Here is an 18,832-nt window from a genome sequence, read left to right as displayed (position 1 = left end):
TCTGTCTCCTATCGTTTTCTTGAGATACTTTCCTGCACACGGCGATACAGTTCTTCAGCCGCATTATATCCCATTTTCTTCTGACGGTGATTTACCGCCGCTGACTCTACAATAACCGCCAGGTTACGTCCCGGCCGAATAGGAAGTGAATGACAGACAATTTTATTTCCCAAATACTCAATATACTCTTCATGAAGCCCTAGGCGATCATATTCTCTATCTTTGTCCCACTCTTCCAACTTAATCACTAAATCCACAGCCTGTGTATTTTTAACGCTCTCCACACCAAATAAAGTCTTCACATCGATAATTCCAATCCCTCGAAGCTCAATAAAATGACGAGTGATGTCTGGCGCTGAACCAACCAGAGTCACATCACTGACTTTGCGTAGCTCCACTACATCATCACTTACGAGACGATGTCCCCTCTTAATAAGCTCCAGAGCCGCTTCACTTTTACCGATACCACTCTCACCAGTGATCAGCACACCCTCTCCATAGACGTCCACAAGCACACCATGAATAGAAATGCAAGGCGCTAGTTTCACGCCCAGCCACCGAATCAGCTCTGCCATAAAACTGGACGTCGTACGGTCTGTGATAAAAGTCGGCACCTCATATTGCACCGCTAATTTTAGCATATCCTCTGTCGGAGTCGTCATTGTACTAAAGATCACACATGGAATTTTACTGGAGATAAAACGCTCATAGGTAAAATGCCGCTCTTCCTCTGACATCTGCTGTAGGTAAGTATACTCCACATACCCTATAATCTGAACTCTCTCATTGTCAAAGTGTGCCAAATACCCCGCCAGCTGCAAAGCCGGACGATTAATCTCTGATGTTGTAATAATCTTATCAGACATGTCGATATCAGGAGTCGCATTTTTAAGATTCAGCTCCTGCATCATTTTCGTAAGTTCTACGCCTTTCATATGATTTCTCCTTTGACTTAGTCTCATTTTGTATTGAGTGCTTCAAACACAGCGCCATTTCATAGATATGTTAACCAGGCTTTCTTTGTCCCATTCTATCACAAGTCATCCCCTCTATCAAGAAATCTCTCCGACGAGTAGCAAGAGCAACGTGAGTAATCTCCTTTCAACTCCCCTCATCCCCCAGCTTTCCTATAGCATGAAAAAACTCATAGACCTGACGAGCGCTGCGCTCATTCATCGCCTCTGTCTGGATAAGCTCCTCTAAGGAAGCATCCCTGACCGCCTCTAGCGACTTAAACTTTCTCATCAAAGCTTTCCTCCTGGCCGGCCCAATTCCAGGTATCTCATCTAAAACAGAATGAACCTGTTCTTTGCTTCGAAGCGATCTATGAAATTCAATGGCAAAGCGGTGAGCCTCATCCTGAATTCTGGTTATCAGCCGAAAACCTTCACTGGATGTATCAATAGGAATTTCCTGATTCCTGTAATATAAACCTCTGGTTCTGTGATGATCATCTTTTACCATACCACACACTGGAATTTGAAGATTTAAATTTTCCAAAACCTTCAGTGCCACATTGACCTGCCCCCTCCCTCCGTCCATCATAATCAAATCCGGCAGAAGAGCAAAGCTATCATATTCTTTATCACTCTCATGGGTGAAACGTCTGGTCAGTACCTCTTCCATACTGGCATAGTCATTTGGCCCCTGAACCCACTTAATTTTAAATTTTCGATAGTCACTCCGCTTAGGTTTTCCCTTTTCGTAGACCACCATAGAGCCTACTGACTCAAATCCACTGATGTTGGAAATATCATAGGCCTCTATACGCTGCACACCTTTTAATCCAATCCAACTCTCAATCTCTTTTACTGCTCCAATCGTACGGCCTTCTTCCCTTTTGATTCTTTCCTTATCCTTAGACAAAACCATCCATGCATTTTCGGCCGCCAATTCCACGAGTTTCTCTTTCGTCCCTTTTTTGGGTACTCTCAGATAGACTCTCTGCCCCCTTCTCTGAGTCAGCCATTCCTGGATAATGACGCCATCCTCAATTTCATCCTGCAGCATCACTTCTCTGGGAATAAACGGCGTTCCTGCGTAAAACTGTTTCAAAAAACTGGACAAAACCTGAGCCCTGCTGTCGCCCTGCGCCACTTTGAGATAAAAATGATCTCTCCCAATCAATTTGCCTTCTCGGATAAAGAAGACTTGGACTACCGCATCCGTCTCTTCCATAGCCATGGCAATCACATCCTTATCCTCTTCCCCATAACTTGTAATTTTCTGGCGTTCCTTGATTTTCCGTATACTGTTGCACAGATCTCTGTATTCCATTGCATCTTCAAATCTCAGCTCCTCAGAAGCCAACAGCATCTTCTCCTCCAATTCCCGAAAAATATCGTCGGAATCCCCATTTAGAAACTTCAAAGCCCCTTGAATCTGGCTCCGATACTCGTCCTGGCTTACTTTTCCCTGACAAGGGCCATGGCATTGATGAATATGGTAAAACAGACAAGGCCTCTCCTTTCCGATATCTCTGGGAAGATTTCTGTTACAGGTTCGGATATGATAAAGCTTTTGAACCAACTCAATCACATCTTTGACAGCTCCTGCACTTGTATAAGGGCCAAAATATTTCGCCTTGTCTTTTTTCATTCTACGCGCAAATAAAACTCTCGGAAACGCCTCATTTACCGTAACCTTTATAAATGGATAGCTCTTGTCATCCTTCAGCATCGTATTGTATTTGGGGCGATGTTCTTTGATCAAATTACACTCCAGAACCAGAGCCTCCAACTCAGAATCTGTGACAATATACTCAAACCGTGCGATGTGAGTCACCATGGACTCAATTTTCGCCCCCTTATTTCTGCTGGTCTGAAAATATTGTCTCACACGATTTCTCAAACTAACCGCTTTCCCCACATAAATAATCGTGTCTTTTTCATCGTGCATAATGTAGACTCCTGGCCTGGCTGGAAGTTTTTTCAACTCCTCTTGTATATCAAACACTAACTTTCCCTCCCTTCCATCTTGATCAGATAAAGAAAGATGTTCTTCCCCTATCCACAGCGATAACACAGCCAGCTCACAGCATGGTGCCCATCCCCCAGCAAATAGTGCTGTGTACCGGGGGGTACACGTCTAGCACAGACCATAGCGGAGCAAAGATCTGCTCGCGCGAGTACAGCAGCTTGCTGGGCTTATCGCTTAGAAAAGAGCCGCAGTACAAGTTGATTTCAACTACCCACGGCTCTCTGTGTGCTTAACTCCCCTCTCTGACAAAAAAGGAAGTTTCTCTATTCCTTTGCACCGTCTTCCTCAAAGACATCTTCCGGAAGTACTTTTGACGCATATCCTGATGTCTCCTCCTGGTATTCTTCTTTCTCAGACGGCAAATCTTCCTCTGTTTTTAGCAATCTGACTTTCTTCTTTTCCTCTGGAATTTCAATCTGGTCTATCTCATCTGGATTCTTAGGAATCTCCATTCCCATCTGCACCGCTCTGAAAATCTTCATAAATTCTTTTCCAGTGATGGTCTCCTTCTGAATCAGATAATCCGCAATTTTATCCATCGCTACCCGGTTCTCACTCAGCAGCCTCTTTGCCTCCTCATAGGAATCATGAAGCAGCAGCATCACTTCATGATCAACTTCTGTCGCTGTCTGATCTCCGCAATTCAAAACCGTCCTCCCTTGCAGATATTGATCCTGCTGTGTGGCTAATCCCATCAGGCCAAACTTCTTAGACATTCCATACTGGGTAATCATAGCCCTGGCCACTTTTGTCGCCTGTTCAATATCATTGGCTGCCCCAGTGGTAACCGTATCAAACACCAGCTCTTCCGCTGCACGGCCGCCCAGATATCCCACCAACATTGCTTCCAACTCTTTTTGAGTATTCAGGTATTTCTCCTCTTCAGGCACCTGCATTACGTAGCCTAGTGCTCCCATTGTCCTTGGCACAATTGTGATCTTTTGAACAGGCTCTGCGTCTTTTTGCAATGCATTCACTAGAGCATGACCTACTTCATGGTAGGAGACAATTCTTCTCTCCTCAATGCTGAGAATCCTGTCCTTTTTCTCCTTGCCCACTAAAACTACTTCCACTGCCTCAAAGAGATCTTTCTGTGAAACGGCATTTCTTCCATTTTTCACCGCGAGGATTGCGGCTTCATTGACCATATTAGCCAAATCCGAACCAACTGCCCCAGAAGTAGCCAGAGCAATCGCATCAAAGTCAACCGTCTCATCCAGAAGTACATCCTTCGCATGCACCTTCAGTATCTCAATTCTGCCTTTCAAGTCTGGACGATCCACAATCACCCTACGGTCAAAACGCCCGGGTCTCAGCAAAGCCGGGTCCAGTACCTCCGGCCGGTTTGTAGCTGCCAGAATCAGTAAACCTTTCGATGTGTCAAATCCGTCCATCTCCGCCAAAAGCTGATTCAGTGTCTGTTCCCGCTCGTCGTTGCCGCCGAATCTGGAATCACGACTCTTACCTATGGCATCAACCTCATCAATAAAGATGATACAAGGAGCATTTTTCTTTGCCTCTTCAAACAAGTCGCGGACACGGGATGCTCCCACACCCACGAACATTTCCACAAAATCGGAACCGGACAGTGAGTAAAACGGCACATGAGCCTCTCCCGCCACAGCTTTCGCGAGCAAAGTCTTTCCAGTTCCCGGAGGTCCCACCAAAAGCGCTCCCTTCGGTAATTTTGCTCCAATCCCCGTATATTTCCCAGGATTGTGCAAGAAATCCACCACTTCCTGAAGGGACTCTTTCGCCTCATCCTGTCCTGCCACATCTTTAAATGTAACGCCGGTCTCCTTCTGGACGTAAGCCTTCGCCTTACTTTTGCCTACACCCATCATCCCTCCACCTTTGTTCATTCTCTTCATCAGAACCATAAACAAACCGAATAATAGCAGTGTGGGAACCACAATACTGATAATCATTGACAGAATACCTGCCGTCGGGTCTGGAGGCTCCTTCTTAAATTTTATTCCTGTTCCTTCCAGTCTCTTGACAAGATCTGAGTCATCCTCCGCCAAGGTGACCTGCACAGTCCGACTGCCATACACCCCACTACCCTTTGACTCCTTTGGTGTAATCGTCAGCGTATCATCCTGTAGAACAACTTTCTCTATCTCTCCCTTATCCACCATGTCGATGAATTCGTCATATGTAGTCTCCTCAGAAGCGCCGCCTCTGAGCATATTCGTAAAGAAACTCAGACATGTCAGCGTGACCAGCAGACAAATCAAAAACGCAAAAATAGGCTGTCTATTTTTCGGGCCATTATTATCGGGATTTTGGTTCCCATTTTTACGATTGTCTGGTTTATTATCCATCTTATTCCTCCTGTTATCTAATCCACAGCCCAATAATCAATTGTTGATTATCTCATAAACTGAAGATTTTATCTCTTCCATTATAATTACCCTTTCAAAATAAATCAACTGTCAGATCTTACATTCATCTGAGTTTTTCTAAAACTTTTCTAAATTTTTTTCCACAAATTTGTTTTTTTGTAGTATACTACCCTCAGTGGACATATGCCAAAAGTTCTTTCCGGTTTACTCAGTCACAACCGGCATTGATCTTCTGGTATATTGTTTTTTCAGCACTTAACTATCCGGTTCTATGCCGGCAAAGATTTCATTACATATAAGGAGAAATGGGTCTATGAAACTAGGGTTTGACAATGAAAAGTACCAAATTATGCAGTCCGAACACATCCGCCAGAGAATCAGCCAATTTGACAACAAATTGTATCTGGAGTTCGGCGGAAAATTGTTTGATGACTACCATGCGTCACGGGTTCTGCCCGGTTTTGCTCCTGACAGCAAACTACGCATGCTTAAACAGCTCTCTGACCAGGCGGAGATCGTCATCGTCATCAGCGCCGGAGACATTGAAAAGAACAAAGTTCGCGGTGATTTGGGAATTACCTATGAGACCGACGTGTTGCGTCTTATAGACGCCTACACCAATGAGGGATTCCGTGTAGGCAGTGTCACCATCACACAGTATACTGGACAAGAAAGCGCGCTTCTATTCAAACACCATCTGGAAAAACTGGGAATCAAAGTTTATATACACTATTCTATCCCCGGTTATCCCAACAATCCTGCACTGATCGTGAGCGATGAGGGCTATGGAAAAAATGAATACATCGAGACAACACGCCCTCTAGTTATCATAACGGCTCCTGGACCCGGAAGTGGAAAAATGGCTACTTGCCTCTCCCAGCTATACCATGAGCACAAACGTGGAATTCGCGCTGGCTATGCCAAATTTGAGACCTTTCCTATCTGGAACATCCCGCTGAAACACCCGGTCAATCTGGCTTATGAAGCCGCCACCGCTGATCTCAACGATGTAAATATGATCGACCCCTTCCATCTGGAAGCTTACAACGTCACCACGGTTAACTATAACCGGGATGTGGAGATCTTCCCCGTACTTCAGACTATCTTCGAAAAAATCTATGGGGAATCTCCCTACAAATCGCCTACAGATATGGGAGTAAATATGGCTGGTAACTGTATTATTGACGATGAGGTCTGCCAAAACGCCGCACGCCAAGAGATTATTCGCCGTTATTACAAAAGTCTGAATGCCCTGGCCCAAGGCACTTGTCCAGAAGAAGAAACCCGGAAAATCGAACTTTTGATGAATCAGGCACATGCCTCCGTGGAAGACCGCGCTGTCGTGAAAGTCAGTCTGGATTTGGAAGAAAAAACAGGGGCTCCTGCCGCTGCTTTAGAACTGCATGATGGAAGAATCGTACACGGAAAAACCTCCGACCTGCTGGGACCTTCCGCTGCTCTGCTGCTAAATGCCCTGAAAGCTCTGGCTGGCATAGATCACGATTCACACCTGATCTCTCCTCAGGCCATTGAACCAATTCAAACTCTGAAAACCCAATATCTGGGCAGCAAAAACCCAAGACTGCACACAGATGAAACTCTAATCGCTCTGTCTATCAGTGCGGCCAGCAACGAGAAAGCCCGCGCAGCCCTAGAACAGCTTCCAAACCTACGGGGCTGTCAGGCACATACCTCTGTAATGCTTTCTTCCGTGGACATTCAGGAATTTATGAAATTGTCCATTGAACTGACCTCGGAGCCCAAATACGAACACAAAAAGATCTACCATTAATTCATAAATTTACTAAGACCGCAGCAGACATAGAAATTCTCTATGGCTGCCGTGGTCTCTTTATATAGTAGAAAACATTCCAGAGGATATTTCGATGAAATTAAGAAAATACCAAGCATCCGACTGCGAAAAAATTGTGGAATTATTCTATCACACCGTTCACACAGTCAATGCAAAAGATTACACAAAAGAACAGTTAAACGTATGGGCAACCGGACAGATTGATTTGGAAATGTGGAATCAGTCGTTTCAGGAACATTTCACCATTGTCGCAGTGGATAATAACCTTATTGTGGGCTTTGGAGATATCGACAAAACAGGTTATCTCGACCGTTTATACATTCATTCCGATTATCAGCGCCAAGGAATTGCCGCTGCCATCTGCGATCAACTGGAACAGGCAGTTCCAGGAACTATCGTCACCCATGCCTCTATCACAGCTAGGCCTTTCTTTGAAAAAAGAGGTTATATAATTGTGAAAAAACAAGAAGTGGAGCGCCAGGGAATTTTTCTTACAAACTATGTTATGGAAAAATCAAAATAAACAGCAAGCCCTCTTCAGCTCCTCATCTTCTCAATCTAAGAAGGCAGCCCCATTTTGCGCGTCAGTACAATATCACTGCGTATTGAAATATTCCAACGTCCACATCCACAACGGAGTGTTTAGTAATAGCCAAGAGCTTCCACGCATTAGTATGACGGAGTCTCGCCTATTATAGAAACAAAGTAGGCGAATCCATTTTCCCCCCCTTCCCTTCAATCTTTGAGGAGGCGCGTCCCGCTTTGCGTGCCGTCGCAACATCGCCTTGCGGTGAAATTCCTCATCGCGGCGTACGCATCCTTAGCGGAGCGTTCATGTTATAGGTAAGGGCTTTCACGCATTAGCGTGACAAGGTCTTTCCTATGACAGAACAAAAATATAACAAATTATTTTCATCTTAGTGAAGGAGATTGTTAATGGAAACAGAAGAAATGATCGCTGAATTAGTAATAGGAATCTTTTTAATTTTCCTATCCTATCAGGTGGGAATGAAAGGAAATATCGCATTGCTGCACAGTTATCACTATACAAATTTAGACCCAAAAGACCATAAAAAATTCACACAAAAAATAGGGTTAAGTAATCTGCTTGTGAGTATTGGTGTCATCATGATTCCTGTCATCAATCTCATCTCTAAATCAGAATTGGGATATTATGTGGGAGTTGTCATGATTTTTCTCGGCATTTTTTTTATAATCTTTTTCATTGTAACATATAATGGGAAATTAATCAGTTTTAAGAAGAAATAGCAGAGACATTGTGTAGATTTAGTATATATTCTGTTTCTCCGTAAACAACTCAGAGATTGGAAAGCGTTACCAAGTATTTAAAGTTTAAAAGTACTTTCTATATTGTATTATATATCGTATATTTTCTCATTTTCATCTAAGACTTTTGCAATAATGAATCTATTTTTATAAATTCAATTGTAATTTCATTTTATCCATGGTAAATTGAATGAGGAAATATTTCAATGCGTACTAAAAAAATAATATAAAGGAGAAGATAATTATGAGAGTGATCAAAACCAAAGACTACGCCGACATGAGCCGTAAAGCAGCAAATATTATCTCTGCACAGGTTATCTTGAAACCGGATTGCGTATTGGGGCTTGCAACCGGTTCCACACCAATCGGCACTTACGACCAGTTAGTTGACCGCTATGAGAATGGCGATCTAGATTTTTCCAGAGTAAACTCTGTAAATCTGGACGAATACCGCGGTTTAGATAAAGACAATGACCAGAGTTACCGCTATTTCATGAATAAGCACCTGTTCAGCCGGGTCAATATCGACGTGGCTCATACTTATGTGCCGGACGGCAGCGAGCCTGATAGCTCTAAGGCCTGTGCAGATTATGAGGCGATTATCGAAAATTTCGGCGGAATTGATCTTCAGCTTCTCGGCCTCGGCCATAATGGGCACATTGGATTCAATGAGCCAACCGATCATTTTCCCAAGAATACTCACTGTGTAGATCTGGCTGAGAGTACCATCAATGCCAATAAACGTTTCTTTGAAAAAGAAGAAGATGTGCCGAGACAGGCATACACCATGGGAATCGGAACCATCATGAGAGCAAAATCTATTCTTGTAGTCGTGAGCGGTGCAGACAAAGCTGAAATTTTAAACAAAGTAATCAACGGTCCCATCACGCCAGAGGTACCGGCTTCCATCCTTCAGCTTCATCCAAATGCAACGATTGTAGCAGATGAGGCTGCCCTGTCAAAAACTTCTCTGTAAATTGCGGAATATTTCTGTTATAGGAAAGAACCTTCACACATTAGCGTGATAAGTTTTTCCTCATAATGGAATGAAGCGGGTGGGTTTGAAAACTGCTTGCCGGGTTTTTCGTGAAAACCCTCGTGCCACCTGTCGGCGGCACCTCCAAAAAGTATAAGCTGGATATAGCCTCTTGACCTATATCCAGCTTTTTGCGTCCTGTATTCCGGCACCACATATATTCGTCTATACTTCTCATTTTCCCTCTCTGCGCAGATAATTCCAAAATGACTGGCAGCCTTCCCGTATATCCTCGTATGTAGTGTCAAAATCTCCTGTGTACCAGGGATCTGCGATATCTCTTGGATGCTCAGAAAAATCTAAGAACTTAAAGACTTTCCCTTCCGGGTCTTTCCTGATAATTCTCATGATATTACTGATATTCCACTGATCCATTCCAATCAGATAATCATAATACTCATAGTCCTGTTTTCTCATCTGTCGGGCATGCTTCCCCGCACAGGAAATCCCCAGCTCCTCTAAAATCCGGCGTGTTCCCCTGTGAACCGGATTGCCGATCTCTTCTGTACTGGTGGCAGCCGACGCAATCTCAAACTCCGCCTCGGCTCCTTGTTTTTTTACATAATCTCTGAATAAAAATTCCGCCATGGGGGAACGGCAGATGTTGCCGTGGCACACGAAAAGCACTCGTATCATATTTTAAAGTCCTCCTGATTTGCTAAGATTTGCCCTGTTTTGCCGCGATTTGCCGAATATGTAGCTGTCACTGAGATTGTTAAAGTAATCACAGAATAAGCAAAACACGGCAAATCGGGGCAAGTTGAGGCCGTCAAAAGTAGTAAAAACGTAGTAGAAATCGGGGGTTTTTACTACTGCGATTATTTGCAGTTCTTATTTACTTACATATTTATTTACGATTTTCAAATTGGATTGTGCCGAAAATATAAGCGCATCACTTTTGGCATCCATCTTCTCAAATCTACTTATAACTCTTTGTTGAGATTCCGGACTCCAGTATATTTTCAAATTAGTTCTAGCCCTTGTAATAGCCGTATAAAAAATATTGTGTGTGATCATTTCATCAATATCTTCTGTAATGACCAACTTAACTGATTCATATTCCAAGCCCTGTGCCTTATGAATAGAAACTGCATAGGCAATTTGAAAGGGGACTACAGCATCAATTTCTGTATCATAATCTTCATCAGAATCATGATTTTTATTTACATAAAACTTAACCACAGATTTTCCTACATTTATTGGATCAAGTAACTCTAAATCCATCTCTGCGGTATCTAATTCACTAATTGCTTTTTCAATTTCAATAGAAAACCAGATACGTTCATTAGCCTCTTCAACTTCTATATCTATAATCTTACCTTTCAAATTATTGAACAATACAGGTGCAAATCTCCTATTTTCATTAAAAAGAATTGGATCTCCAATTTTATAAGTCCATAACCCCCATCTTACTCCCGGATTAGAATTGTTATTTTGCAAAAATCGATTAATATTATTAATTCCATATAATCCATTATAATTTAAGCATAAAATAATCTCATCATCTGCACTTTTCTTAAATATACTTTCATCAAGTACTGATGAATATTTATAATGAACCAGATGTTCTGTAACATCATCCTCCAAATTTCTAACCTTTTCCCAAAGCACAAGAAGTTCATTATTTTTTGCCCTATATGGTGTAACTAATTCGTTCCATGTTTTTTTCGGCAAAAAATATCTAGCAAGTGAAAACCAATTTCCAAATGAAATTGCTTCAATTTGATACGTATCGCCTACCAATACAAGAAGTTTGTACTTTGCTTTTTCAAGAACTTTTCTCATATCAGAATTACTGATCATACTACATTCGTCCATAATCAAAAGGTCAAAGCTAATATCTAACGTACTTCTTCCAAGAAATTTTGCGATAGTAGAAAATTTACAATTCTGAGCCTTTATTTTCCGACGTAAATTATCTACCGCAGGGTTAGTATTTGACAAAAACAATTTTCTCCTGTCGTCAAAAAGTTGAGCTACATGATTTAATAAATATGTTTTTCCAGTTCCTGCTGCTCCATAGATAAGAGATACTTTAGAACTATCAAACATTTCTAGTAAAATCTGCTTCTTCTCATCGCAGTTTACTGTTTCTGGATTTTCACTAATCCAATAGTTTGCAAAGTTTCTATATCCAGAAACACCTTCTTTTGATAATTCAATCAGATTTTCTATTATTTGTTTTGTGTCTTCATAATGCTCCTTAATATATAAATAATTTTTTCCGAATTTGCAAAGTTCACGTGAATGGTGTTTATAGTATAGCTTTTGATTATACTCTGTAATTAACTTATCAATGTCTCCTAAATGTTCTACATCTTTACACTTTGTATAAAGGTGGCCTCTACTACTCGTATTGATTTGTAAATATTTTGCCAATAACTGTGCTTCATTATTGTTAGCTGGAATGCAAGCAAATACATCTTGTGGTTCTGGATTATGACCTATTAATGAAGTGCAAAATGGCATTTCTTCAAATGGAATTGTACCATATTGCAAATTTAATTTAGACAATATAGCATTCTCTTCATCGGATATTTGATCCTTAATCACTTTGTTTCGCATTATGTAAGATAAATATCTAACAATATTGCTGCCATGCTTATTATTCCAAACGACTATTCTAGCTTTATCTATGGCATCAAAAAATTTTATAGTTCTTGCTTTTTGTGTGATGTATGATTTTATTTCTTTATACTCCACATCATTAGCAAGAAGAATGTCTGTCAAACTGCCGCCAGTTTTAGTTAAGTATTGCATCAATCCATTGTACTCTGCCAGTCCCTGATTCATCTTAATTTTGAGTCCAAATATCTTCGCAAAATTATTTAATTCACATGGCCTAATAGACACTTGATAATCAACTAATATATTTACAGGCATTTTCTGATTCTCAACAATAATTTGAGTACCTCTTATATCCGCTCTTATGGCATAATGGTCAGGTATCATAAAAGTCGAGAATGTAATAAATCTATCAAATTTACTAGAAACATCATTGGCCGGTATCATAGTATTTTCATAGAGAATTCTACCATCTATAATTACAGGCTTGGATCTCATTACATAAAGACGTTCATTTCTGTTAAAATCCACAAATCCATATTGTTTCCCTAAACTATTTAAAACCGCTCTATAATATCCGATAACGGCTTTATCCATATTTACTGGAAATTTTTCAATATTATGAAGTATATCTAAACCATATTCTTTTTTTGAAAATTCTCGGAGCATCATATAATATTCATAATACTTCAATGTAAGTCGTTCTGCCCCATCCTCATCTGGTGTATAATGAGATTTAGATTCCTGCAAAAAGTTATGAAATTTTCTCAAAAATAAATATTTATAGTCACGTTTTATATAGTTTAAAGCTAATGGGATGGTTTCCCAGTTAGCCATTATATCTGTACCATTCCCATATGCCTTTACAGCAATATGCTCCACAAGATTTCTTGATTGTGCTAAAAGATTTTGAGATATGAAACCTCTTGTTACTCCAGCAGTCTCTAACAAATCAATATTACTACAAATCACATGATCTATATTGAAAATTTGTCTATCTATATTCATCATTAGTAACCATCCTTATCTTTCTTCCATATGTTCACTAAACTTTTATGGGCTTCTAACGACAATTCAAATATAATAACCTACAGAAAATTGTTTATAACTATCCATATATAAAATGAATATACCCCAATAGCAGACATACACTATTTGTCACATTACTAATTAACGGCCCTCAAATGCTCCCATTTGCCGCAGTTTGCAGCAAATATTTTATAAATGTAAAATCTCTCTTTCTCAATAGTAGTTAAAACGGTGTATATACAGTTCCATCTGCTGCAATTTGCTCCATTTTACCACATTTTGCATTCGCTATGAACATATGGCAGTCGGTTTGCCGTGGCACACGAAAAGCACTCGTATCATATTTTAAAGTCCTCCTAATTTGCGTTAGTTTGCCCTGTTTTGCCGCAATTTGCCGGGTATGTAGCTGCCGCTGAGATTGTTAAAACAATCACAAAATAAGCAAAACGCGGCAAAATGTGGCAAGTTGAGGCCGTCAATCGTAGTAAAAACGTAGTAAGAATAGGGGTGTGTTACTACCGTCTTATTTTAGCATAAATTCAATGGTCCGTAATGTAAAAATCAATATTCAAAATACTACCTCAAATCAGCCTATCCTCAAAACAGCTTTTTTACTATATTTTTAATACTTTCTTCATCTATTCCCGCATTTTTCAATATCATTATATAAATCAATGCTCTGGCCACTTCAAAAAGCACACAATGAATCTTTTCTATATCTGGTGGATTTCCGTGGGCAATTCCATTCCTAAAATCTGCAAATATTTTCCCTGCCTCATTTGCACTTGGAAATGCCACGCCATTAGCGGAACTCATTCTATCTATAACAGGTTTTACCAAATCCATATGCATATTTAACGCATTCTTATACTTTTCGCCCAAGCTATAATCTATTTTTGACAATGCATCAACTATTTTTACATAATAGCTTTGGTATGATTTAGCTTTCGTTTTTGACATACTGTCAAAAAAAATTTTCAATCTTGAATTTACATCACCATAAAAGCATTTTTCAAATTCATCACGCGATATTCTATTCTCCGCTGCTAAAGCAAACAACATATCCATCTTGTCTGCGGATTCTTGAAACAATCCTTGTATATATGCAAATTTTTCATTTTCATCCTTTTTACTTGGATATAGTCGTGCATACTCACTTTCCAAACTTAATGCACATGATAAAAATTTTTCATAGGTAAGCTGTGAACTCTCTTTCCCGTTTTTTGGTATATAAAAATTATCATAAATTTTTTGAGAACGCCTTTGAACCACACACTTAAATAAACTACCAAAATTTTTACGACAGTCATCAATAATAATAGAATTTCTTTCTGTATTATTGTAATCTCCAAAATTCTTCGAATTTACTATTACTTCTGCAGCTTTAGCATATTTCCCCTCAATTTTTCTCTGAATATATATTTTATCAAAAGTGACATTTCTCCTAAAACTTAAAAAAGAAAAGAAGTCATATACCTGTAAATATATTGCTGGTATATTTTTTATTGATAAGGTCTTGTTATATTCAATGCAAAAACGAGGAATTGCTTCCCCCATTGAAGTCTCAATAAATTTTTTATTATGCCAAATACAATAATCTATTGATAATTTCATTTCTCTATTTTTAATTTTAAGATTTGTCTCTGTATTAAGATCATCCCAATTTCTAGGAGTTATCGATTTCATCCTTTCCGATATATCATAACCATCTTCCGAAATATATGCCCTTCCCGGTCCTGCAAACACATTTACCGGCTTGCCTTCAAAACAAATCCTATCAAATGACGATATATCTTCATATAACCCTGTATTACACGATGAAATTATCAAAACTTGATATGCAAGCCTATTGCTAGAATACTTACAATTCAAAAATGCAACTTCTCTATTTCCTGTTGTAATTCCTTTTATAATTTCTTTTTCTTTAATCTCACTTGGAATAAGTGCCGAGTATGTATCAAAAGGTATCAGTGTCACCTTATCATCAACCAAATGATAAGGCACATTCTTCCTATTTATCTTTATGTGCCCTGTATGTTCCATATAATAAACCTCTTTCATAGCTGATAGCACCTACGCTTTAATAGCATTAATTTTACCATATAATTGCAGATATGTAATGAAAAAATTGTTAAAAAACGCCCTGCCATAGCAGAGCGCCTTCATTCTTTCCATATTATATTATCCGGAACATTTTCTGTGAAACTGTCCCCTCTCCGTTTATCTTTTCCATTTCCTTCCTGGCATTCTCCAGTTCTTCCACCCGCTTTAACTCATCCATGGCATCCTCCAGCCCCAGATGGGTATAGGTGTTCAGCGTTACTCCGATATCGCTATGCCCCATCAGATACTGGAGTGTCTTTGGATTCATACCTGACTTCGCCATATTGCTGCAGTAAGTGTGGCGGCAGACATGAGGTGTGATATTCGGCATCTGAACCCGGTAAATATCGTTGTACCGCTTTACCATATGGTTAAACCGATGCTCCCAATGCATCGCCACCAGGGGAAGACCCTCCTTATCCGTAAACAGAAATCCTGTGTATCCGTCCACCACTCTCTCATATCTTGGTGCTTCCCGGTCCTCAATGATAGCCTGGAAACACCGGAATACATCTTCGGACATAGGCAGTTTTCTGGTTCCTGCATTGGTTTTCGTTGATTCGATTATCAGCCGCATATCGGAAGTTCTTTGTAACTGGTGGTCAATATTTATAATCCGGTTCTTCATATCCAGATCCTTCAGTGTCAGTCCGCAAAATTCCGAAATACGCATTCCTGTATGAAAAAGGATATAAACTACTTCGTAATACTTACAGTACACATTATCGTCATGGACGAATTTCAAGAACTGCCGCATCTGTTTTCTGGTAATCGCCTCCCTGGTCACGCTGTCGTTGACTACCACCGTGGCAAGCTCAAACCCAAATGGGTTTTTGCGGAGAACATCATCATCCACCGCCATCTGAAAAGCGGGCCGCAGCACGCCCCGGACTGTCTTGATTGTGCTGTACCTTCTGCCGTCCTGCTGAAGTTTGATCAAAAACAGCTTTGCGTCCGAAGTCTTGACTTGGGAAATCTTCTTACCATTAAATGGCTCCTTTTTCATAAGATTCTTCACAAAATTGTAATTCGCCAGGGTATTCGGCTTTACTCCCGTTTTCGTTGACAGATACCTTTCTACCAGTTCCTCCACTGTCATGTTCTTTCCTGTGGGATCAGATAAAGAATCCAAGTCATAACCGATCTGCTTTTCCAGTTCCCGAAGGGACAGGCAGGGCTTTTTCCCTGCCGGCAGTTTGTCCGTCGGCTCCAGCCGCCAACTATATACAAAATGCGGAGTCCCATTCACATGGTACTTAAACTGGTATTTCCCATCCGCCCGGATGGATTCTCCCCGACGGAGAACCCGGTGCTTGGAGTCACGCCTCCTGCCTGCCATCAGCTTCCCCTCCTTTTTAATTCTGGGTGCTTATCCAGGTATTTCTGGAATTCTGACCGGATAATCAGCTTTCTGGAACCATACATAGCCAGAAATCCCAGATTCCGGTTTTCTTTCAGCAGCTTATAAAACTTTCTTCTGCTGAGTACAAATAGTTCAATCGCCTCATTTGGATTTAAAATATCTTTTTCTTTAAGAATCGGTTTGCTCATCCGGTTCGTCCTCATTTTCTTCATTGATTAAAGAATCAATATATTCTTCAAATTTTTCCCGGACAATAAGGTATCGGCTGCCCATTGTAATCGCAAACTTTCCCTCATTGTCTTCTGCCATTCTCCTTAACTTCTTAACTCCAATACTGAAATAGGCAGCCGCCTCGTTAATAGTCAGCATATACTTTTCGCTGATCGGAATCTCTACCTTCCGGCTTCCTGGAGTCTTATGAATTTCCTGCATCGTGCCACCTCCTGTCTCTTTGGTCATGACATTCATCACTCTAAACAGGAGAAATAGCAACTACTTTTGGCAGAGAAAAAGAAGTTATATCGTAGAAGTTTCCTCCATAAATTTTTCAAATTTTGTGCGGATTATGAGGTAGCGGTTCCCGCTATAAATCGCAAACCTGCCCAGATTATCTTCCGCCAGACGTCTCATTTTCTTTGTGCCAATGCTGAAATATTCCGATGCTTCCCGAATCGTCAGTGCATACTTTTCCTGCACCGGAACTGCTCCTGTGTTCTTGTTGCTTTCCTGCATGGTATTCCTCCTATCCGAAGGATGCCTCCTTCAGAATACGGAGATTTCCCCGGTGCTTTGAGGGGGTATCGCAGACAAAAAAATAAGGCCCGCAGGCCATGCAGCTATCGCACAGCCCACGGGCAAGCCCATTCTTCCTCTTTTCTTTACTTAAAGACGCTTGCAGTAATCCAGAGAAATCCAGCCAGAGCCACTCTTGAGTTTCCCCCATCCTGCGGTGGAACCCGTGCCGGATTTCACCTCTGTAATCGTAAACACGCCTTTCCCTGTATACTTGCCGATCTTGGCGTAATTCGTACCGGGACCTTTGCGGATATTCAAATCCGTTGCTGTGACCTGTACCAAGAAGGAACCGGTGGAACCTCCAGAGCCAGTCTGCTTTCCAGTGTAAACTACCTTCCCACTTTCATCATAAACGGAATAGCCTGCATTGGAGTCAGCACATCGCTTGGCGTTATCCAGATTGTTGAAAGCTCCCTTCTGGCTCTTGGCATCCGACCAGCTTTTGCGGACACGGTATAAAACCGAGCCGGTCGAACCGGAAGACGAGCCCCCCCAGCGCTGCCGTTACCTTGGAGGCCAGATCCCCAAGCCGGGAATACAGCCAGTCTCCCGGACAGGACTTGTTGGCAAACCAGCGATGGACGGTCAGCACCATCTCATCGGACTTCGGGGAATAGTTTAGCGTCTTATTCTTATCCCCCAGCCAGAGAAGTTTCTTCTTCCCATTCCGTTTACAGATGTCCGTACACAGCTTCACAAGGGAATTGTAAACGGCAGTGGTCATTGCGTAGGGATGATTCAGATCGCTGGCACACTCGATGGTGACCGCCCTCTGGTCGTTAGCGCTGCTGGAAGAACACCAGGAGCGGTTCTTTTCCTCCACGCAAAGGGCGATCTTTCCGTCTTTTCCAATGCCATAGTTACAGCTGGCCTCTCTGGATGGGCTGGTGAAGCATCCGCAGATGCTCTCTGCCGTCAGCTGGCCGACCACGCAGTGGGGTGTGATCCTGTCGATAGAATGTGTCCTCTGCCCGGAATGGTTCGGACTAAGTTTTGTGTAAGATACCAATGAACTGTTTGTGTAAGCCATTATTCATTACCTTCCTTTCCGTTTTCTGCTCTGTCATGGAGCTGCTCTAATACCGTTTTGATCTTCTCCGGGATGGGGAGTCCCAGATGTCCCGCATTCTCTAGCAGGCTCACGCCTTCATTGGAGATGTAGAAAAAGATGACCGCTGTCCGTAAGACTGCTCCCGTACCAATCACCTGCACATCGATGATGTTCGCAATCCCGACCAGCAGGAAAATCAGCACTTTGCGGAAGATCCCCTTAAAACCGACTGCGCTGGATAACTCCCGGTTGATGATGGCGCACATCACACCCGTGATGTAGTCGATCACCACGAAGGCGATGAGGGCATAAAGCAAGCCGTCACAGCCTCCGAGGAAATACCCCAGCCAGCCGCCCACAGCGGAAAAGATGAGTTGGATGGTGTTCCAGAATTCTTTCATGGTGCGTTCCTCCTTTGAAATGTTGGTATGAAAAAAGCGGCCGCTCCGAAGAACAGTCGCTGATT

The 18,832-nt window shown here is 41.5% G+C and carries 16 protein-coding genes; 4 read left to right on the top strand and 12 right to left on the bottom strand.

What is annotated here, in order from left to right:
* Positions 1 to 8: 8 nt before the first annotated feature.
* From hprK to ftsH, 3 genes are all read right to left on the bottom strand, one after another.
* Positions 9 to 935, bottom strand: coding sequence for an HPr(Ser) kinase/phosphatase (gene hprK / locus BLHYD_RS03340; protein WP_005947689.1), 927 nt, complete (start codon positions 933 to 935; stop codon positions 9 to 11).
* A gap of 166 nt (positions 936 to 1,101) precedes the next feature.
* Entirely contained in the window at positions 1,102 to 2,955 is a 1,854-nt protein-coding gene (gene uvrC, locus BLHYD_RS03335; RefSeq protein WP_021844277.1) for an excinuclease ABC subunit UvrC, read from the bottom strand.
* 287 nt (positions 2,956 to 3,242) lie between these two features.
* Positions 3,243 to 5,303 carry an ATP-dependent zinc metalloprotease FtsH gene (gene ftsH, locus BLHYD_RS03330; RefSeq protein WP_005947685.1) on the bottom strand — a complete coding sequence of 687 codons (2,061 nt, stop codon included), beginning with the start codon at positions 5,301 to 5,303 and terminating at the stop codon, positions 3,243 to 3,245.
* A 334-nt stretch (positions 5,304 to 5,637) separates the two neighbouring features.
* Here ftsH and BLHYD_RS03325 point away from each other — a divergent pair, with 334 nt between their 5' ends.
* The 4 genes from BLHYD_RS03325 (at position 5,638) to nagB (ending at position 9,400) form a co-directional block, all read left to right on the top strand.
* Positions 5,638 to 7,116 carry a DUF1846 domain-containing protein gene (locus BLHYD_RS03325; protein ID WP_005947683.1) on the top strand — a complete coding sequence of 493 codons (1,479 nt, stop codon included), beginning with the start codon at positions 5,638 to 5,640 and terminating at the stop codon, positions 7,114 to 7,116.
* 94 nt (positions 7,117 to 7,210) lie between these two features.
* Positions 7,211 to 7,660: a GNAT family N-acetyltransferase gene (locus BLHYD_RS03320; protein WP_005947679.1), complete on the top strand. Its 450-nt coding sequence runs from the start codon at positions 7,211 to 7,213 to the stop codon at positions 7,658 to 7,660.
* A 413-nt stretch (positions 7,661 to 8,073) separates the two neighbouring features.
* Positions 8,074 to 8,406, top strand: coding sequence for a hypothetical protein (locus BLHYD_RS03315; protein WP_005947677.1), 333 nt, complete (start codon positions 8,074 to 8,076; stop codon positions 8,404 to 8,406).
* Positions 8,407 to 8,668: 262 nt separating this feature from the next.
* Positions 8,669 to 9,400 (top strand): glucosamine-6-phosphate deaminase, encoded by a 732-nt coding sequence (gene nagB, locus BLHYD_RS03310; protein ID WP_005947675.1) that lies wholly within the window; start codon positions 8,669 to 8,671, stop codon positions 9,398 to 9,400.
* Positions 9,401 to 9,634: 234 nt separating this feature from the next.
* Here nagB and BLHYD_RS03305 read toward each other — a convergent pair whose 3' ends face one another.
* The 9 genes from BLHYD_RS03305 to BLHYD_RS03265 form a co-directional block, all read right to left on the bottom strand.
* Positions 9,635 to 10,096 (bottom strand): low molecular weight protein-tyrosine-phosphatase, encoded by a 462-nt coding sequence (locus BLHYD_RS03305; protein ID WP_040350467.1) that lies wholly within the window; start codon positions 10,094 to 10,096, stop codon positions 9,635 to 9,637.
* A 195-nt stretch (positions 10,097 to 10,291) separates the two neighbouring features.
* Positions 10,292 to 13,036 carry an ATP-dependent DNA helicase gene (locus BLHYD_RS03300; RefSeq protein ID WP_260784482.1) on the bottom strand — a complete coding sequence of 915 codons (2,745 nt, stop codon included), beginning with the start codon at positions 13,034 to 13,036 and terminating at the stop codon, positions 10,292 to 10,294.
* 615 nt (positions 13,037 to 13,651) lie between these two features.
* Complete coding sequence (locus BLHYD_RS03295) at positions 13,652 to 15,097, bottom strand: hypothetical protein (protein ID WP_040350466.1); 1,446 nt, start codon at positions 15,095 to 15,097, stop codon at positions 13,652 to 13,654.
* 133 nt (positions 15,098 to 15,230) lie between these two features.
* Positions 15,231 to 16,496, bottom strand: coding sequence for a tyrosine-type recombinase/integrase (locus BLHYD_RS03290; RefSeq protein WP_005947664.1), 1,266 nt, complete (start codon positions 16,494 to 16,496; stop codon positions 15,231 to 15,233).
* A complete protein-coding gene (locus tag BLHYD_RS03285; RefSeq protein WP_260784481.1) occupies positions 16,496 to 16,708 on the bottom strand; it encodes a MerR family transcriptional regulator in 213 nt (70 codons plus the stop codon). Before BLHYD_RS03285 ends, BLHYD_RS03290 begins: the two co-directional genes overlap by 1 nt.
* Complete coding sequence (locus BLHYD_RS03280; RefSeq protein ID WP_050769874.1) at positions 16,689 to 16,952, bottom strand: excisionase; 264 nt, start codon at positions 16,950 to 16,952, stop codon at positions 16,689 to 16,691. Before BLHYD_RS03280 ends, BLHYD_RS03285 begins: the two co-directional genes overlap by 20 nt.
* Before the next feature lie 84 nt (positions 16,953 to 17,036).
* Complete coding sequence (locus BLHYD_RS03275) at positions 17,037 to 17,252, bottom strand: excisionase (protein WP_005947658.1); 216 nt, start codon at positions 17,250 to 17,252, stop codon at positions 17,037 to 17,039.
* A 454-nt stretch (positions 17,253 to 17,706) separates the two neighbouring features.
* Positions 17,707 to 18,345, bottom strand: a complete 639-nt coding sequence (locus BLHYD_RS03270; protein ID WP_330361124.1) for a peptidoglycan recognition protein family protein — start codon at positions 18,343 to 18,345, stop codon at positions 17,707 to 17,709.
* The gene (locus BLHYD_RS03265; protein WP_004605754.1) at positions 18,345 to 18,767 is read right to left on the bottom strand and encodes a phage holin family protein; all 423 of its coding nucleotides are present in this window, start codon (positions 18,765 to 18,767) and stop codon (positions 18,345 to 18,347) included. The genes BLHYD_RS03270 and BLHYD_RS03265 overlap by 1 nt, the downstream gene beginning before the upstream one ends.
* Positions 18,768 to 18,832 lie beyond the last annotated feature (65 nt).

Source organism: Blautia hydrogenotrophica DSM 10507 (assembly GCF_034356035.1).
Classification (GTDB): domain Bacteria; phylum Bacillota; class Clostridia; order Lachnospirales; family Lachnospiraceae; genus Blautia_A; species Blautia_A hydrogenotrophica.
Note: the sequence above shows the minus strand (reverse complement) of the source record. Positions and strands in the feature narration are given on the sequence as shown.

What these genes read in the sequence shown, in the direction of transcription:
- hprK (WP_005947689.1), bottom strand. Translation starts at nt 935, where the DNA reads ATGAAAGGCGTAGAACTTACGAAAATGATGCAGGAGCTGAATCTTAAA.
- ftsH (WP_005947685.1), bottom strand. Translation starts at nt 5,303, where the DNA reads ATGGATAATAAACCAGACAATCGTAAAAATGGGAACCAAAATCCCGAT.
- BLHYD_RS03325 (WP_005947683.1), top strand. Translation starts at nt 5,638, where the DNA reads ATGAAACTAGGGTTTGACAATGAAAAGTACCAAATTATGCAGTCCGAA.
- BLHYD_RS03320 (WP_005947679.1), top strand. Translation starts at nt 7,211, where the DNA reads ATGAAATTAAGAAAATACCAAGCATCCGACTGCGAAAAAATTGTGGAA.
- BLHYD_RS03315 (WP_005947677.1), top strand. Translation starts at nt 8,074, where the DNA reads ATGGAAACAGAAGAAATGATCGCTGAATTAGTAATAGGAATCTTTTTA.
- nagB (WP_005947675.1), top strand. Translation starts at nt 8,669, where the DNA reads ATGAGAGTGATCAAAACCAAAGACTACGCCGACATGAGCCGTAAAGCA.
- BLHYD_RS03305 (WP_040350467.1), bottom strand. Translation starts at nt 10,096, where the DNA reads ATGATACGAGTGCTTTTCGTGTGCCACGGCAACATCTGCCGTTCCCCC.
- BLHYD_RS03300 (WP_260784482.1), bottom strand. Translation starts at nt 13,036, where the DNA reads ATGATGAATATAGATAGACAAATTTTCAATATAGATCATGTGATTTGT.
- BLHYD_RS03295 (WP_040350466.1), bottom strand. Translation starts at nt 15,097, where the DNA reads ATGGAACATACAGGGCACATAAAGATAAATAGGAAGAATGTGCCTTAT.
- BLHYD_RS03290 (WP_005947664.1), bottom strand. Translation starts at nt 16,496, where the DNA reads ATGGCAGGCAGGAGGCGTGACTCCAAGCACCGGGTTCTCCGTCGGGGA.
- BLHYD_RS03285 (WP_260784481.1), bottom strand. Translation starts at nt 16,708, where the DNA reads ATGAGCAAACCGATTCTTAAAGAAAAAGATATTTTAAATCCAAATGAG.
- BLHYD_RS03280 (WP_050769874.1), bottom strand. Translation starts at nt 16,952, where the DNA reads ATGCAGGAAATTCATAAGACTCCAGGAAGCCGGAAGGTAGAGATTCCG.
- BLHYD_RS03275 (WP_005947658.1), bottom strand. Translation starts at nt 17,252, where the DNA reads ATGCAGGAAAGCAACAAGAACACAGGAGCAGTTCCGGTGCAGGAAAAG.
- BLHYD_RS03270 (WP_330361124.1), bottom strand. Translation starts at nt 18,345, where the DNA reads ATGGCTTACACAAACAGTTCATTGGTATCTTACACAAAACTTAGTCCG.
- BLHYD_RS03265 (WP_004605754.1), bottom strand. Translation starts at nt 18,767, where the DNA reads ATGAAAGAATTCTGGAACACCATCCAACTCATCTTTTCCGCTGTGGGC.